The organism is Aquimarina sp. EL_43 (genome assembly GCF_943422735.1).
Taxonomy (GTDB): Bacteria; Bacteroidota; Bacteroidia; order Flavobacteriales; family Flavobacteriaceae; genus Aquimarina; species Aquimarina megaterium.
Genome location: NZ_CALSBR010000001.1, coordinates 290,970 through 308,167 on the forward strand (window position 1 = coordinate 290,970; position 17,198 = coordinate 308,167).

A 17,198-nucleotide genomic window follows, 5' to 3' on the forward strand; every position below is an offset into this window, starting at 1 on the left:
ATTATTACAATGTAAAAGTATTTCATATTTGGACTATCTTTATGGCACAGAAAATACATAAATAGATAGTCCAGATGCTTAGACCTTGGAAACTTCAAATTAAAATCGATCTTACTAGTAAGAAAGCTATATATCTACAAATTGCAGATGCTATTATTAATGCAATCAAAAATGAGCAATTACATAAAAACCAGGCCTTGCCAGGAAGTAGACAATTAGCAGAATTAATAAAAGTAAACAGGAATACGGTTGTTGAAGGTTTAAATGTCTTAATCGCAGAAGGGTGGCTTGTTTCTAAAGAAAGAAAAGGAACATTTGTGGCTAATGTTTTTCCTAAACAGAACCAACATAAAAGCATATATAGGCAAAATACTATTGATGATGAGCATTCATCAAAACCATTAATTGTTTTTGATGATGGGTTTCCGGATAGTAGACTTGCTCCTACCATAGCATTAGCAAGAGCATACAGGCAAATTTTTAATCGCAAAGCTCGCTGGCAAATGATGGGGTACAGTAATGAATTAGGGGATTCTGAGTTTAGAAATGCAATGGTACAAATGCTAAATTTTAAGCGTGGGATGAATATTTCAATTCAGGAAATATGCATCACGAGAGGTAGCCAAATGGCAATGTATTTAACAAGTCATTGTTTATTAGAAAAAGATGATTTTGTACTAATAGAAAACCCTGGTTATAAACCCGCATGGCGAGCTTTTGAAAGTATTGGAGCCAATCTTCTTCCTGTTTCAGTAGATGATCAAGGGCTAAGTATCGATGATGTAAAGTATTATTTAAAAAAGCATAAAAAGATAAAAGCAATATACACAACTCCTCATCATCAATTTCCTACAACTGTAACCATGAGCCTGCAAAGACGTTTAGAGTTAATCTCATTATCTAATCAATACGGGTTTACCATCATTGAGGATGATTATGATAATGAATTCCATTTTGGATACAGACCTGTTTTACCGATTTCTAGTTTTGATAACGTTCAACATTTTATTTACATAGGAACATTAAGTAAGATCATTGCACCTGCTCTGCGTATTGGTTACTTGGTGGGAAGCCAAAGTTTTATAAAAAAAGCAGGAGATCTTCGTAAAATTATTGATGTACAGGGTGATAATATCATGGAGCAAGCTATTTTACAACTAATAAAAGACGGAGAAGTAAAACGCCATTTAAAAAAGACTTCTGCGATATACAAAACCAAAAGAGACTATTTCGAAACCTTACTTCATACATATCTAAAAGAAAAAGTATCTTTTAGTAAACCAGATGGAGGGCTTGCTTTTTGGCTGGTGCCTAAAAAAGAGGTAGATGTTTTTCAGATTGCCAAAAAACTAAATATGCAAGGTATAGATATTATTACACCTAATAAATTTAGTTTTATCAACCCCATACATGGTTTCCGTTTAGGGTATGCGTCATTATCTGAAGAGCATTTAAAAAAAGGAGTTATTGCACTTTCTAAGTTATTATAACGATATACCACACAGACCTCATCGTTATGTTCTTATTTATGGTAGTGATTCAAATCTGTCGTACTCATTACAGGAATGAATTCTATTACACTATATTCTGCTACTTCTTTTTGTATTAGCGGATCTTTATCTAAGATTTTATGAACTTCTTCTTTTGAATCACAGTTTGCAATTACAATTCCTCCTGTTCTAGGTGATTTAGGTCCTCCTATTATAAATTTCCCTATGTTGTATTGTTCTGAAATATAATTACGGTGAGCTTCAGTAAAACGATTTACTTCTTCTATTGGTTTAACAAAATTAAAATTGATAATAAACATCGTGTATTTTTTTAGTTCTTGGTTACAATTTTGACATCTACACTATTCTGGTTTTATATCCAAATATCGTTCTTTTATGATATTAAAATGCCTTAGTTCATGCCCTGCTATATGGTATACTAATCCCCTAACGGTTCTATGATTAATATTTCCGACAGATGCACCACTTCTCATAAAACAATCATCTGGCAGGTATTTAAAAAGTGCTATGGTTGATTTTCTAACCATTTCATATTCATCAAATATACTTTCTAAACTTCGTTCATTAGCTTTAGAATAAACTGCATAATCCTTTTCTTCGAATCCAGGCAAAGGTGTTTTATCATTTCTTGCATATCGTAATGCCCGATATGAAAAAATACGTTCATCATCAATAATATGCACCAGGATTTCTTTAATAGTCCACTTCTTCTTAGCATACCGATAGTACAATTTTTCTTCTGGCAAATTGTATATAAAATCTTTGATGGTAATGAAATTATCCCACAAATGATTTAAAATTTTGCCGTCATCCTGCAACAAATCCATGTACATGCTAGAGTAAGCAGGAAACTCACCAGAAATAGGTTTATCAATTTTCCTCATAACATTTTGTTTAGATTGTTATTCGCCCAGGTTTCTATTAAAAATCTAGCTATAGAATCTGGTCTCGAAAGTATTAGTTCTTCTTTTGATACACTCTCATGTATTTGTTCTGCCGAAAACCAGGCTGCATCCTTAATTTCTTCGCCATCAACCTCAAATTCTGTATGCTCTACTTCGGCAACAAACCCCATCATTAAAGAAGATGAAAATGACCATGGTTGCGAATCCACATAGCGTAAATTAGTTACATCTACATTCACTTCTTCTTTCATTTCTCTTACCACAGCATCTTCAAGGCTTTCTCCAATTTCGACAAATCCTGCAAATGTGGAACACATATATCCATTATCAATTTTTCTTTTATTCAATAAGCATAATGGTTGCCCTTCTTTTGGTTTATACTCAATAAGTACAATAATAGCTGGTGAGATTTGTGGATAGAAAATAGTAGAGCATTTTGGGTTTTTACATTTTTTGCTATGTCCATTTTCCCAGCTTTTGGTATCTGCTCCACAAGCACCACAAAACCTAGTTATTTGATGCCACTTATTTATCCCTAAAGCATAAGCTAAAAGTGCTGCCTGTTCATTTTCTAATTGATCCACCAAATCCCGAACATCATAAAACCAACCTCCTTTTAAAATTTTTGAAACACTTTTTACATCTGTTTCGGTTAAGTCGGCTGTCCATATTTTTTTGTCTTTCTGTACTCCTAAAAAAGAACTGTTAAGAGAAACCTGTTTAAATAATTCTAATGGAAATAAGGCCAATTCTTTTCTTTCCTTTTCTTGAAAGAAATAAAATTTATGTTGAAACGAAATAATCAAAACATCATTTGCAGAAATTGCTGAAGGAGTTCTTCTGTTTTCAGCTGCTCTATCAAAAAATGGATTACTATAATATTGTTTTTTCATTTCGAGGTATAGTTATTTGCCCAGGTTTTTGCCCATTTACCTAGTGGAGATAATAATTCGAATAACTCTTTCCCTTGCTTAGTTAACATATATCCATCAATAGAACGCTCAATAAGATGAGACTCTGTCAACTCCTTTAATCTCTTATTTAGTGTAGTGGGAGAAATTGATTCGCAATATTCTTGTAACTTCCTAAATGTACTTGGGCCTCTATACAAATGCCATATTATTCCCATAGCCCAACTTCTTCCTAACAGATCAAAAAGAGCCATGATAGGTTGTCCGGTTTTTGATCCTCTAACTGGTTTTCCTGGTTTTGGTGTTGCCATATTATAAATTGCTACATATTTAATAGCAAAGCTACATAAAGTGTAGCAATAAATCAATAAAAATAATATATATGTACAGATAGCATTATCGGTTGTATTATAAATAGTATGAGTATTGAGTTACAAAAAAAACAGAAGACAATTTGATCCCAAACTCAAATTGCCTTCCATTGCATACAAAAATAGCCACTGTAGGTAGCTCCTTTTCTAAAGAGATTAGGTTCTAATTTCTAAAAACAGAATAGATTCTAACATCTGGGGCACTTTCTAAATAAGGTTTTAATTCTCTAACTACATCTTTTTCAAATAAGTTCGATGACAGGTATGTTTTTGCATCAGCTTCTGATTCAAAACCATGCATCACCTGTACATCTTGGTTTCTTAAGATCAATTCTTTTGATACTGCTCCTTTGATTTGTTTTAAAAATGGCTCTTTGTATTTAAGATATATACCAGCAGCACGTTCTCGATTTTCTGATTTGATTTTCAGGGTAATTTGTAAATAGGCATTTGTTTCTACTTTTTTGTCCATTGTCATTGATGTTAAAGTTAATAACACTATTGTCGCAAATATTGGCAATAGTCTGATCGAAAATTTAAATTTGGATTTCATTGCATTTATAATTTTGTTACAGAACAAAAGTAGCTCGCAACGAAACCCAATAAAATGGACAAAACCTACTATAATTAGTAAATTTAGGAAATCGTTTTCCTAAACTCTGAGGGAGAGATCTTAAGATGTTTTTTAAAATACTTGATAAAATAATAAGGATCTTGAAACCCTAAATCATACCCTATTTGGTTTATGCGGGCATTAGTATGTATCAATTTTCTTTTGGCTTCCAAAAGGATCCTATCGGCAATCACTTGCGAAGTTGTTTTCCCCATTTCAGATTTAATAATAGAATTAAGTGTTTTTGTTGAAATGGAAAGCTGATCTGCATAATTGGATACAGACCAATTTTGATAAAAATTATGCTCTAAAAGATCTCTAAACTTGAGATATGTAAAATTACGACTTAAGTCGGTTTTGATTGTTTTACCATTTTTTCGCTTCTCACGTTCTATACGAAGCAAAAAAGCTTTTAGTACGTTAGATAAAATCATTTGGTTACCAAACTCACCATTATTCTTCGTTTCATTTTCTATTTGCTGAAAATAACTTAAAATCTGGTGCTCCTGTTCATTAGGAACCTGATAGAAGGGTTCCTGATGATTATTGAATATAGAATAGGTAAGAAAAAAGTTGATATCAGTTTCATTATTTAAAATAAATGATTCATTAAAATGAAATAATAAACCACTATAATCCTGGCGTTTTTCAAAAAAATGAACCTGATTTTTAGCAATAAAAAAAATCCTGTTTTTTTTAATATCATACTCTTCAAAATCTATAAAGTGCTTTCCTTTATTGCTTTTAAACCAAATAATTTGATAAAAACTGTGTGTATGTGGTTTTGAAGAATGTTGAGAATTCGTTTTTTGATATTCGGCCAAATCATAAATATCAAACTGCCTCTTTTGAGGTTCATCTTTTAGAAAATGATATTTTTCGATTTCTTGTTCTGACATTATTTTGATTCATACTATCCTCGAAATGGGATTTGCTATATGAAGTATACTTTTTTTATAATTTTACTTACATCTGCATAGAAATGCTTTGAATTTTCTATCATATGCCAGTGCCCTACACCTTTATAAAGCTTGTTTGGGATATTATGTTCTTTTATAAATCTCTGGGTGTCTTTTGGAGTATCCAAATCACCCCATATATATATCTTATTACAAGTTAAGTCTTTGAACTCAAACCCGCATTGATTACCCTTAATGTATTCCTGACTTGTAATTCCCCAATTACGCATTCCCTGTGGTTCGGCGAACCTAAAGCTGCAATAATATCTTTTATATCGTTCTTCTTTTATTGCATTTTCAAAAATCCTTTTTTCAAAGTATTGGGTAAATTCTTCTGCTGTATTATATTGTAAAGGTTTACTTGAAAAATAGCTATCTGCCTCTGTTAGGTTTCCTTCTATATTAATATAATAATTAATCTTACTTGCTAATTGTTGGCAAACCCAGGTTCCTATAAGTGCACCAATCGAATGTGCAACAATATTTACTTCTACATTCTTCTCTGTTTCTTTTTCTATTATCTGCGAAAGCAAACCTGCTTGCTCTTTAATCGACACATAGTTAGAATGTACAGGGCTAACTCCAAACCCAGGAAGATCTACAACATAAAGATTAAATTCTGACGCAAGATCAGAGCTAAAAACCTCTTTATACGCCAAACCAGAGTCAGCAAATCCATGTAAAAACCAAATCGATTGTTTGGCTTTATCTACAATATTATATCTTATAAATATACCATCAAGGACTTTTATTTTCATATGTTTTGTAAAATGTAAAGATTATCGTTTTTAAAGACTATAGCTTCTTGTTTTTTTAGTATCTCAAATTTAATAGTTCCTTATAAGGATCTCCTTTCAAACCTAAGAGTTGTGCGAATGCTTGTTCGGTTTTCACCCCATTAGATTTCAACTTCTTTATTTTAGACCGAAACTCAACTCCTTTTTCCTTCAAAATTTTATATTCTATGATCATATGCCTATACGCATCTTGTTGTTCTGTAGGAATATTTTGTCCGAAAATCTCAATATCAAATCCATTGGATCGAAACCGGCAAATCGTTCTTTTTGTTTTACTATATGTTCGGGTCGAAATCGCAAAGTTTTTTTCTTTTTGAAATGATCCAATAATCATGTTTGAAAATTTTGCATGGTCTTCACATTCACAAATGATATCCAGATCACTTTGTGGTACATCAATATTAATAGGTATAGTTCCTGTAAGAATCGGGGTATATGCTTTCAATACTTGCATAATATCCAAACCTAATAAGGTGTCATATGCTTTTTTTTGTCGAATATTTCCAAATTTTAAATACTCTATATTTCTAAAATCTGTCATGACTACTGAAACAAAAACTATTATCAGCGTAAGGTATAAAACGGCTATAAAAATATGTTATAAAATTAAGTTAATGCCTGCCAAAATAATCATTTGATCATCTTATCTACTATAGAAATATCCCTTGTAATCAACCTCATTAATTCATTGGACTACCATACCAAATCCTATTCTTTTTTGCTGCTTATAGTTTGTTCTTGTACTGAGTGAGCATCTATTCTATATCCAGTTGCATTTTGTCCTTCTGGACTCCCTATTACTATACCATAAAACACATTACCATCAATTAGTACGTTCTTTTTATTGTATATAGATAGATCTAATCTTTGATCCTTACTTATTACGGGTATCGTTATTTGGTTATCCAATAGTATTTCCCAGTCCCAAAACATATGACCTGCTCCTTTTCCTGTTGTATTAGGAGTATATGTTCTAAGTATTCCCTTAACAACTATTCGTTTATTTTTATTTTTCTCAAGGCATTCAAAATTAGCACAAGTAGTATAGTTTTGATCTTTTATTACTTTACCCATTTTTCTTTCTTGCGCACAAGAAATCATGATTCCTATAATCAAAAGAAGAACGGTATTAAGCTTTGTATTTATTTTTTTAAACATTGGAGTATATCTTTTATTACAAATCTAGACTTATACAACGACTACTATTACTGCCTTAGTTATTTTTTCTTTTATCAGTTTCAAGTATTGCATATCCAAAATTGTCTGACCATCCTGATTTTAAAGGCAATATTTGCCTAGCTCTTCCTTCTCTTATCATTCCTACTTTTTCAAGAACCTTTATAGAACCAATATTATCTACTGCGCATCCAGCTTCTATTCGATGTAATTTGAGGGTTTCAAATCCAAAATCTATTACTGCTCTTAAAGATTCTGTAGCATATCCTTTTTTCCAATGATCAGAATGTATCTTATACCAAACTTCTCCTCTATTATATTTTTTATTTCCGATTTTTAATCCAAATAGGCCTATAAATTTTCTATCAGATTTAGTTTCAATTGCAAATGTATACTTCTTTATTTCATGCAATTGATTTTCTTCAATCCAAGGCTCTATTATAGATTTAGTTTCTTCAATATGTATTGGGATTCCCAAGGTATTATATTCATCGGTCTCGGGTAAAGAATGTAATTTATGAATCGAATCTAAATCCGATAACGTAATCAATCTTAGTTTCGTTCTTTCTGTTACTATTTCGATTCTCATCATTTTTAAAGTACAATGCCAGCTTATCTAAAAACATTTCGTGTAAGAAACATAAAATAAGTGAACAACGATATCTTTAAGCTGGGTACTAAGTCAAATATAAATATTTTTTCTCTTATCATTTTTCGTAAATGTCAAATTTTATACATTCGGCTTAAGGCTAATTTTTCTATAGTCTTACTTTTTACCAAAAGCCATATTGTTAATAAAAATTCACCTAAAAAAGTATAATCAGAAAGGGTAGGTACTTGCAAATTTGGATATAGAAACAAGAATATTGAATCTAGAGTATAACCAACACCTGCAATCACTAACATTACTCCTATAAACTCAGAGATTCGCGTATCTAGTTTAAAGATCAAAAAACCAAGAGGAAAAAGCCATAGTCCCCAAAAAATTACAGCGATATGTGCACCGTATTCGTAAATGGTCGAAAATAGTTCTGTTAGATTTTGGCTTTCTGTTATCGAGAGATCATCTATACTATTGATTACTATCATAGCAAAATGATTAACCTCGTTAACTAGAGAAATTCCTGCTCCAAATAACATTAAGAGTAACATAGATAACCCCATTGTTTTATTAAGGGGTGATAATAGCTTGTAGAGATAAGTTACAAGCAAAATACTAATTACATTCATGACAAGAATGCTAAATATCCCTATTCGAAACACAAATGGATTCTTTTTAATATTGTCTACGGTTTGCGAAATGTCTCCTTCTATTTTTATTTGAGGTAAAGCATAAACAAAACCATACATCCCTACTATGATAAGTGCTAAATAAAAAAGTCCTGCCACTAATGCGTTTTTCTTTGATTTTATATTTTCGATGTTTTTCATTTCATTCATTTTTCATAGGTAAATACCTCTTCTAGAGGTTTATTAAAAACTTCGGCTATCTTGAAAGCTAACTCTAGCGTAGGAGAGTATTTTCCTTTTTCGATTGCCATTATTGTATGCCTTGTAACCCCTACTTTTTCTGCCAATTCTTGCTGTGTCATTTCCTTGTCGAGAAAGCGCAATGTTCTAATGGTATTCGTGATTTTGATGTCTTTCATTTTAAATACTTTTTTTTGCGTAATAAAATTCAGATAGATTCTGGACTACAAAAGCAGCAAATATCGAAAGGAATAGAAGCTTGAACATAGTCGTAATTGATATTCCCAGAACGAGAAGTCCCATCGTTATTACAAAACCAATCATAAATGTGTTATTGAAATTTCGAGTTGCCCTAAGTTTGATCAATTGACCAAACTCATCGGTAAGAAACTTATCCTCTTCTTTTTTAGTCATAACAGAGTTCATTATGCTGTATAGCACATACAAAACAATTCGTGAAATAATCATTATGGGAATAAACAGCAGTATTGAAGCTCCCCAAAAAGGCAATTCTCCCATAGATATAACCTTGCTAGTATAAACATTTAAAAGCACGATATAATAACTTAGAAATGTGATAATATCAATGATCAAAAATACAATTGGTCGTTTTTCTTGTGTTGTCATATGTTTTTATATAAGTTAACAAAATACAACACAAAGGTAATAATTTTTTACTTAATGTAAAAAATATTTTACATTACTTGATATTTCTTTACACTTTACAAGGATTAAAATTTAAAAACATTTTATGCGATCATTAAGAATACTAAGGGATTACAGGCATTATAAGAGTATAAAAATTCTTACTACTAAATTTATTCTACATACAATGTATCTGCTTTCATTTCTTTGGTAATCCATTCTTGTAGTTTATTCACCCTAATAGCATTAAGACTATCAGATACCTGAAATTTCCATCTAGGAAAGATAACTTGCACAGTATCTACTTTTAAGAAATTTGATTTTTGTACCTCGCCATATCCTAGCTCTGCCAGGTCTGGGAATCGTATTTTTGCATCTTTGGCTATACTGGCATATGGCATTACAGTTACCGGAACTACCTTATTTGCTTCTTTAAGTTGAGTTTCTAGACCGGCTATCTTAATCTTAAGATCTTCAATTTCATCCAGAAGCTTATCATTTTCTTTTTCTACACGATTTAACTGCACTATAGACCTATCATATGCTTTGGATATCTGATCAATACCTCTCGACTTATTACCATTTATTGCCAATGCAAAATCACTAATACTTGTATATTTTTTAATTTCATTTTGCAAATCACTCACGGTAGCCTCATTAATCTCTCCATCAAAATATAATTTTATAGATTCATTATTATAATCATAGAAATCTTTTCTGAGGTACAAGTTTTCATTAGCATCAATTTCATTAGCTTTAAATGCCTTATAATCCCGTTCTGCATTACTCTCATTAAGAGTTACATAAAATGTATAACTAGCAGGTATCATTACCAATATTGCTAATAAAGAAGCAAGTCGTGCTATACGTTTTCTTTTTGCAGAATTAGCATACCGCAACATCGGGAAACGCAATAATTTGGAAACGATAAATGTAGATAATGCAATAAATGTGGCATTAATAGAAAACAAATACAGTGCTCCCAGGGCATACTCTAATTTCCACTCTGCAATACCATACCCTACCGTACATAGAGGTGGCATTAACGCAGTAGCAATAGCTACTCCTGCTATAGCATTAGGCATTGTTCCTTTTTTAGATTTGGCGACAATTAATGCCAAACCTCCAAAAACTGCAACTAATACATCCAGAATAGTAGGTGCTGTTCTGGATTCTAACTCGGGAGTTAATTCTGTTAAGGGGGAAGCCCAAAAATATAATGTGGCCGCAAGGACACTTAGTCCTACCATCACACCCAGATTAACCAGAGATCTTTTTAATGTATCAATATCATTAATAGCAATAGATAATCCAACTCCAACAATTGGTCCCATTAATGGAGAAATTAACATCGCTCCTATCACCACTGCCGTAGAACTTACATTAAGGCCAATAGATGCTACAAATACTGAAAAAATAAGAATCCAGGCGTTATGTCCTTTAAAAGGGATATCATTTTTAACATCCTCTATTGTTTGATCCTTATCTGTCTCTGATCTTATGTCTAATAGTTCTCTAACAAATGTATTAACGCTGGCAAAAAGGCCTTTAGCATCTCTCTTTACTGTTTCTGCCATCTCGTCCTGATCAGGAACGGGTTGATTTGTATTTTCTGTCATTGTACTTTATCCGTATTGTTCTCCGTAGGTTTCTTTTACTTTTTTAAGTACCTTTTTAATATCCTGTTCTTTCTTTTTGGGATAAATTAAAAGCACTTCTTTTTTATCTATAATAATATAATCTTTAAGTCCATCTACTACCACAATTTTATCATCAGATGTTCTAATCATATTACCAGATGCATCTTCTGGTAATACTCTGGCATTAACTACAGCATTATTAGCTTTTGTTTTATCTAATTTATCATATAACGACCCCCAGGTTCCCAAGTCATTCCAATCAAAAGTTGCCGGAAGTACGTATACATTATCTGCTTTCTCCAAAATAGCATAATCGATAGATATGTTCTCTGCCAGTGGATAATTTTTTTGTATAAAATCGTTCTCCTGCATTGTATTATAGACCATTGACCCTTTTTCGAATAAAGCCATCATTTGTTGCTGAAATTCTGCAAAAGCTGTTATAATACTTTGCACACTCCAAATAAAAATCCCGGCATTCCATAAATAGTTTCCCTCACCTAAAAACTTTTTGGCAGTATCATAATCTGGTTTTTCTGTAAATTGGGTCACTTTTTTCTTAGCTTCTTCACTTTCTTTATCATATTGGATGTAACCATATCCTGTATTAGGAAATGTGGGTTGAATTCCTAAGGTCATCAAAATATCATGTTCTAAACATGCCGTAAAACTATATTCTAGATTTGTTATAAATGCATCTTCATCCTCGATCCAATGATCACTAGGCGCAACTACCATTACTGCATCAGGGTTATCCTTCTGGATTTTTAATGCTGCATACAGGATACATGGTGCTGTATTACGCATTGCAGGTTCGGTTACTACCTGTCGTTGCTCTGCTTCTGGTAACTGCTCTAAAACCAGATCATTATATCGCTCGTTGGTAAGAATAAATATATTTTCTTTGGGAACAATCTTAGCCAAACGTGAAAATGTACGTTGGATCAGCGTTTCTCCTGTTCCTAACATATCGTGAAACTGTTTTGGGAATTCTGAAGTACTCACAGGCCAAAACCTTGACCCTACTCCTCCCGCCATCAATATTGCATAATAATCTTTGTTCATAATCAATTTAATAATTCGACTTCTGCGTTTGGGTTAAAAAGGTAAATTCTGCCAGTATTAAGTTCTATGCATTCATAACGTTTTACTTTCTTATTACCTTTCTTAAAGACTTTTCCATTGTACAAACGGAAAACACTTCCGAGGGGTAACTCAAAGATATAATTTTTATCATTAGCAGGATCATATTGTTTTAATGCTAATGATAATTTTTCATCGGTATCACTACTTGCTCTTGGATTTTTAAAATGATGTGCTATAACAGGTAATAATTTAGCTGGGAACACTTCGGGATTAATATAGGGTAACATTAATTGCTGAAAGGTTCTTTTCCATTCTATCCCATGTGGTTTTATATAACGCCCATACTTTTCAAAAGCTACGAGATGTGCTATTTCATGAATCAAGGTAATGAGAAAACGGTACTCATTAAGAGATGCATTTACAGTAATCTGATGTCTCCCATCTGGCATTTTGCGATAATCCCCATGTCGTGTAACTCTTTCATTAACGATTTTAAGATGTACATTACATTTTATGATAAGATCAAACACTTTATCTACAGATCGTTCTGGAATATATTTCTTCAATATTTCTTTCAAATGCCCAAAATTATTAATCTTCCTTTTACTTACGCAAAATACAAAATTAAGCGCACCAGAATGGCACGCTTAATCTAATATTTTTACTTTCTTATCCATTTAAAATAAACAAAGATTACACTCCCCAATACTAATAATGGCCAGATATAAAACAATAGTAATGTTAGGTTTTCTATAATCGACCAACCAAAAGACAATCCTTGTTTCGCTTTATCTAAAAAATGAGGTTTGTATCCTACAGGCTCATCTTTTGGTATTATAGTTTGATATACATCTACCTGAATCGTACTATAAGACACTTTATTACTTAAATATTTTAATCTTCCCTGAGCAGATTCGATTTCTTCCTGAAGCAAACTAAGCTTTTCTTCGGTCTTTAAAATATCTTCTACCGTTTTAGCTCTTGTTCTTAAAATGGTTTCATAACGCTCTTTTACATCTAACTTTGTTTGTAATCGTGATGTAATATCAATATATTCTTCGGTTACATCTACTGTAGATATATTTTTATAATCCACGAATTCTGCCAACCCACATACACTATCCAAAACAGTATCAAACTGGTCTTGAGGAATTCTGATCGTAAAACGATTTTCTTTAGTATAATTTGTATTTGTAAATCGCTCATCAGAAATATATCCTTGGTATTTTAATGCAATTTTTTTAGCCAATACTGTTGCTTTTTCAACATCTTTCACCTTAATTCTACAATTAGCATTCTTAATAATCTTTAAGGTAGCATCTACATTGTTTTTTTTAGTTTTCATTCTATCACTATCCAGTAGTGTAGCTTCTTTTGTTTGTTCTCCAGATTCAATACTTGACAATACAGGAGTTTCTCCTGTATCTTCTAACATAATATGTTCTGATTCTAATGCATATTTGTTTTCACTATTAGCACAAGAATATCCTAATACGGTAATTCCAATTAAAATTATTATTCTGCTTATTTTAAATTTGTTCGTTTTCATTTTTATATTTTTTATCTTGTTAAACTGAAAACAAACTTAAAAGCTAACCTTATCTATCTATTGTAGAATACTTGTAAAGGGATTGTAAAATATTTTACAAAACACAAATAACTCATTATCAAAATATTACAATTATAACTTCTGAAGAAAAAATATTATTCGATCTCCTTAAAAAAACTGTTGCACAACGGTTCCTAAAGGAGAATACTGCTTCGAGTTATGATATTTCTGAATGGAAAGGGCAGGATATTATATGGTTTCAGGAAGATTTACAAAAACAAGTAAAAGCTTCGATTAGCGAAAAATCTTTCTATAGTTATTTTAAAAATTCTTCAGAAAAATTACCTCGCGTTGATATCCTTAATCTACTCTCACAATATTGCGAATATAAAAACTGGAACGACTTTAAAAGTAATCACACCATTTCTTCAACCCCTGCAAAGACAATAGATATTCCTAAATGGTTTTGGGTTGCACCCTTAAGTCTTGGTGTATTGATTCTAGTATATTTCTTAATTCCCAAGCAGAACACCTTTAGTTTTTGTTTTATCGACCAGGATAGAAATCGACCTATTACCAAAATTCCTATTGATATTATTATACTAAACGATGAGGAATCTCCTTTTTATTCAAAAAGTGATAGCACAGGTTGCTTTACCTGGAAAACCAAAGATGACTTTATTCGCTTTATAGTCAAGTCTCCTTACCATAAGACCGATACTATATATCGAATTGCTTCTTCTGATCGCCGTGAAGATGTACATATTAAAACAGATGACTATGCCTTAATGCTTCATTATTATGCTAACGGAAAAGTTAATGATTGGAAAAACAGACGAAAAGAGTTATCCAGAATAATTGCTAATGATGCCACTATTTTTCAGGTACTACCACAACGATTAGGTATTGAAATGTATGCCAAGGATGAATTTATAAACAAACTAACTACACCAACACAAAGCTTAAAAAATATTGAGATTATAGAATCCCGAAGATTAAATGGACAGATTGTTAAACTAAAATTCAGGATAAAATCATGAAAAGACTCATATATATCATAGTGCTTTTATTCTTATTAGGCTGTGCCAATAATACGTCTAAATCTATGGAAATGGATGCTGCAGAGAGCTTTGAAAAAGTAGAGGAGCAATCGGATCTTTCTGAGGATGATGCCTACACTCTTATCATTACTCAAAAACTTCAGGAATACCTAGACAAAAAAACATTAGCCAAGACCAATCCCGATTTTACTATCGATACAAATAAAAATGAATTCCTCTCTGCAAAGGAAGGAGCCCAACTTAAACATATTAATTTTATCACTCCTTTTGAAACGGTTTCAGATTCTGTAAAAAAAGTAACAACACAAGTTGTTCTTGAACACCAAACTGATACTATTATTACATTGATCAAAACATCTATCATTACTATTGACAACGAAGTTTTTAAAACACATAAAATAGAGTTCGAAAAAGCAGAAGGTGTCCAAAATTAACAAAGCCATCGATTAAGGCATAATCGATGGCTTCTCTAATTCTATCTATTTACAACATCAAAGATATAGTATGGTCAAGGATCTGTTTACCAAGCCCAAACTCTATATGATGATGTTTTATCATTCCATGATTTTTTCCAGAACCACCATCCCGATAAGGTATAATTTCTTAAATCATTTGCTCCGGCAACAGTTTGATAATATGGAGAATAAAAATTTAAGGTTCTGCCGTTATAACAACTATGCTGGTATAATCTTACATACGCTCTTCTCCCCCATGGCTTAGTAAGTCTAAGAGAGGACATATGATCATTGTATCCTCCCAAATTCCAATCTTTATAATAGTATTTATTAGTTCTACGTATACCAGTCATTTCTGTAACATAGTTTATATGATAGTAGAAATAAAAGTTTCCGGTACCATTAATCGATCCATCTACACAAGCTCCTTTTGTAACTTGTTGTTCTGATCTTTCTTTAGGAAAATCCCCTGCTAGTTTAGCTATATATTCATCTACCTCATCATTAGTATTAAAAACTTTTACATTAATGGTTGTTTCTCCTTCTTTTTGATCTTCAAAAAATAATCCTTGAGGAGAATCTTTTTTTCCAAAAATACGCTCTGCCATTTGTACATCTCCGTCCACTTTTACTACTTCAGATTCCTTGGTATCTAAAACATAAAGGACTTTAAATTTTTCCCCGTAATAATCATAATTGTGTACGATTTCTACAATTCCTTGTTCCGAAGCTTTATTCTGAAGATCTTTAGTTGATTTTACACCAGGTTCTTCAATATTTAATTCGTCTTTATTACAACTTGTAAAGACAAAAAGCATCATAACTGACACTGCACAGAATTTAATAATTAGTTTCATTTTTTATGGTTTTAAGATTCCTACTCTATTTAAGGCTTTTCGGAGTTCGCCTATAGTTTTGGTTAGGGTGCTATTAATCATTTTTGGCGCCTTTAAAACTCTTAATAGCATATGTAAATGTATTCTTTTTCCTTTGAGTAAAAAGGGGGAAATATCCCCTTTTTCACAAAAGAATACCTTACACATTATATGCATATCCATCAAAACAGATAATGGTTATCCATCACTTATTTAATGAATAACCATTATCTGTTTTATTTAAAAAATCAAACTATTACTTCTGGCAATAAATATTATATGCAGTTGATTATTGTAGTCTATATTAAAAATAGAAGGAAAACAAACTAATATGCAGCAAAAGTATTTTTCATATTCATCGACATACTTTTAAACGATTGTTGCTACATAACAAAGGAAACCTCACAGGTTTTAAAAACTTGTGAGGTTTCATGAGATCATGGTGTACTACTAGACACCTGAAGGATTTTTCCGTTATAGAATTTATTTCCGGTTAAAGAGAATCCTTTTATATATTCTGCCATTTCTACAGCTGTTAAAGGTGCCTGATACCCCGGAAATGCTTCTTCCAGCATTTCGGTCTGCACAGCTCCAAGAGCAAGCACATTAAAACCAATACCACTTTCTTTATACTCTTCTGCCAATAGTTCGTTTAAGGTAATTACAGCACCTTTACTAGAGCTATAAGCGGCTAACCCAGGAAATTTCATACTCCCTTGTATACCCCCCATACTACTTACAGTAACTACGTGACTACCTGATTTCATATGTGGCAAAGTCAAACGTGTAATTTCGGCTACTCCAAAAACATTTACTTTATATACTTCTTCAAAATCCTGAGTAGAGATTTCACCAAAAGGTTTATTTAGTAATTTACCGGCGTTATTGATCAAAATATCTACCTGTTTCCATGAAGAAGAGATGTAGCTACTCATCTTTTCAAGATCTTTTGGGTTACAGATGTCAAAAGAAAATGTATGTATATTTTTATGTTGAAGAGCATCGATAGGCTTTTCATTCCTTGATAATGCCAACACCTGGTGACCTTCGTCGGCAAATAGCTTTGCCATTTCATACCCTATACCTCTACTTGCACCTGTTATAATGATATTTTTCATTCTTCTCTAAAATAAAGTCACATGAAAAATCATATCTTTTTTGACTTTTCAGACCA

The 17,198-nt window shown here is 32.0% G+C and carries 22 protein-coding genes; 3 read left to right on the forward strand and 19 right to left on the reverse strand.

Going from position 1 to position 17,198, the window contains the following annotated elements; translation table 11 throughout:
* Positions 1-74 precede the first annotated feature (74 nt).
* Positions 75-1,490, forward strand: coding sequence for a PLP-dependent aminotransferase family protein (locus NNL09_RS01415; protein WP_196910690.1), 1,416 nt, complete (start codon positions 75-77; stop codon positions 1,488-1,490).
* Between the two features lie 32 nt (positions 1,491-1,522).
* Here the strand turns inward: NNL09_RS01415 and NNL09_RS01420 are convergent, their stop codons facing one another.
* The 17 genes from NNL09_RS01420 to NNL09_RS01500 form a co-directional block, all read right to left on the reverse strand.
* Positions 1,523-1,810 (reverse strand): YciI family protein, encoded by a 288-nt coding sequence (locus NNL09_RS01420; protein ID WP_025667361.1) that lies wholly within the window; start codon positions 1,808-1,810, stop codon positions 1,523-1,525.
* Between the two features lie 42 nt (positions 1,811-1,852).
* Positions 1,853-2,395 (reverse strand): DinB family protein, encoded by a 543-nt coding sequence (locus tag NNL09_RS01425; RefSeq protein WP_025667360.1) that lies wholly within the window; start codon positions 2,393-2,395, stop codon positions 1,853-1,855.
* Positions 2,392-3,309, reverse strand: a complete 918-nt coding sequence (gene nudC / locus NNL09_RS01430) for an NAD(+) diphosphatase (RefSeq protein ID WP_196910691.1) — start codon at positions 3,307-3,309, stop codon at positions 2,392-2,394. Before nudC ends, NNL09_RS01425 begins: the two co-directional genes overlap by 4 nt.
* Positions 3,306-3,638: a helix-turn-helix domain-containing protein gene (locus NNL09_RS01435; RefSeq protein ID WP_025667358.1), complete on the reverse strand. Its 333-nt coding sequence runs from the start codon at positions 3,636-3,638 to the stop codon at positions 3,306-3,308. Before NNL09_RS01435 ends, nudC begins: the two co-directional genes overlap by 4 nt.
* Positions 3,639-3,861: 223 nt before the next feature.
* Complete coding sequence (locus NNL09_RS01440; protein ID WP_025667357.1) at positions 3,862-4,170, reverse strand: hypothetical protein; 309 nt, start codon at positions 4,168-4,170, stop codon at positions 3,862-3,864.
* Positions 4,171-4,334: 164 nt separating this feature from the next.
* Positions 4,335-5,210 (reverse strand): AraC family transcriptional regulator, encoded by an 876-nt coding sequence (locus tag NNL09_RS01445; protein ID WP_196910692.1) that lies wholly within the window; start codon positions 5,208-5,210, stop codon positions 4,335-4,337.
* 35 nt (positions 5,211-5,245) lie between these two features.
* On the reverse strand, positions 5,246-6,028 hold the full coding sequence (locus NNL09_RS01450; RefSeq protein ID WP_196910693.1) for an alpha/beta fold hydrolase: 783 nt from the start codon (positions 6,026-6,028) through the stop codon (positions 5,246-5,248).
* A 55-nt stretch (positions 6,029-6,083) separates the two neighbouring features.
* Positions 6,084-6,608 carry a DUF4269 domain-containing protein gene (locus NNL09_RS01455; protein ID WP_196910694.1) on the reverse strand — a complete coding sequence of 175 codons (525 nt, stop codon included), beginning with the start codon at positions 6,606-6,608 and terminating at the stop codon, positions 6,084-6,086.
* 167 nt (positions 6,609-6,775) lie between these two features.
* The gene (locus NNL09_RS01460; RefSeq protein WP_196910695.1) at positions 6,776-7,225 is read right to left on the reverse strand and encodes a hypothetical protein; all 450 of its coding nucleotides are present in this window, start codon (positions 7,223-7,225) and stop codon (positions 6,776-6,778) included.
* A gap of 55 nt (positions 7,226-7,280) precedes the next feature.
* The gene (locus tag NNL09_RS01465) at positions 7,281-7,832 is read right to left on the reverse strand and encodes a GNAT family N-acetyltransferase (protein WP_317193928.1); all 552 of its coding nucleotides are present in this window, start codon (positions 7,830-7,832) and stop codon (positions 7,281-7,283) included.
* Between the two features lie 134 nt (positions 7,833-7,966).
* The gene (locus NNL09_RS01470; protein ID WP_196910697.1) at positions 7,967-8,674 is read right to left on the reverse strand and encodes a DUF4386 domain-containing protein; all 708 of its coding nucleotides are present in this window, start codon (positions 8,672-8,674) and stop codon (positions 7,967-7,969) included.
* A gap of 5 nt (positions 8,675-8,679) precedes the next feature.
* Positions 8,680-8,892: a helix-turn-helix transcriptional regulator gene (locus NNL09_RS01475; RefSeq protein ID WP_025667350.1), complete on the reverse strand. Its 213-nt coding sequence runs from the start codon at positions 8,890-8,892 to the stop codon at positions 8,680-8,682.
* Position 8,893: 1 nt separating this feature from the next.
* Positions 8,894-9,340, reverse strand: coding sequence for a hypothetical protein (locus NNL09_RS01480; RefSeq protein WP_025667349.1), 447 nt, complete (start codon positions 9,338-9,340; stop codon positions 8,894-8,896).
* A 191-nt stretch (positions 9,341-9,531) separates the two neighbouring features.
* A complete protein-coding gene (locus NNL09_RS01485; protein ID WP_231389187.1) occupies positions 9,532-10,977 on the reverse strand; it encodes a DUF389 domain-containing protein in 1,446 nt (481 codons plus the stop codon).
* A 6-nt stretch (positions 10,978-10,983) separates the two neighbouring features.
* Positions 10,984-12,063, reverse strand: coding sequence for a mannose-1-phosphate guanylyltransferase (locus NNL09_RS01490; RefSeq protein ID WP_025667348.1), 1,080 nt, complete (start codon positions 12,061-12,063; stop codon positions 10,984-10,986).
* Positions 12,064-12,065: 2 nt separating this feature from the next.
* A complete protein-coding gene (locus NNL09_RS01495) occupies positions 12,066-12,662 on the reverse strand; it encodes a SprT-like domain-containing protein (protein WP_196910698.1) in 597 nt (198 codons plus the stop codon).
* Between the two features lie 83 nt (positions 12,663-12,745).
* Positions 12,746-13,633, reverse strand: coding sequence for a DUF4349 domain-containing protein (locus NNL09_RS01500; protein ID WP_196910699.1), 888 nt, complete (start codon positions 13,631-13,633; stop codon positions 12,746-12,748).
* 494 nt (positions 13,634-14,127) lie between these two features.
* Between NNL09_RS01500 and NNL09_RS01505 the strand changes: the two genes are divergently transcribed.
* A complete protein-coding gene (locus tag NNL09_RS01505) occupies positions 14,128-14,673 on the forward strand; it encodes a hypothetical protein (protein WP_025667345.1) in 546 nt (181 codons plus the stop codon).
* Positions 14,670-15,128, forward strand: coding sequence for a hypothetical protein (locus NNL09_RS01510; RefSeq protein WP_196910700.1), 459 nt, complete (start codon positions 14,670-14,672; stop codon positions 15,126-15,128). Before NNL09_RS01505 ends, NNL09_RS01510 begins: the two co-directional genes overlap by 4 nt.
* An 86-nt stretch (positions 15,129-15,214) precedes the next feature.
* Here the strand turns inward: NNL09_RS01510 and NNL09_RS01515 are convergent, their stop codons facing one another.
* Positions 15,215-16,006 carry a hypothetical protein gene (locus NNL09_RS01515; RefSeq protein WP_196910701.1) on the reverse strand — a complete coding sequence of 264 codons (792 nt, stop codon included), beginning with the start codon at positions 16,004-16,006 and terminating at the stop codon, positions 15,215-15,217.
* Positions 16,007-16,461: 455 nt separating this feature from the next.
* Positions 16,462-17,142 (reverse strand): SDR family oxidoreductase, encoded by a 681-nt coding sequence (locus tag NNL09_RS01520; protein ID WP_196910702.1) that lies wholly within the window; start codon positions 17,140-17,142, stop codon positions 16,462-16,464.
* Positions 17,143-17,198 lie beyond the last annotated feature (56 nt).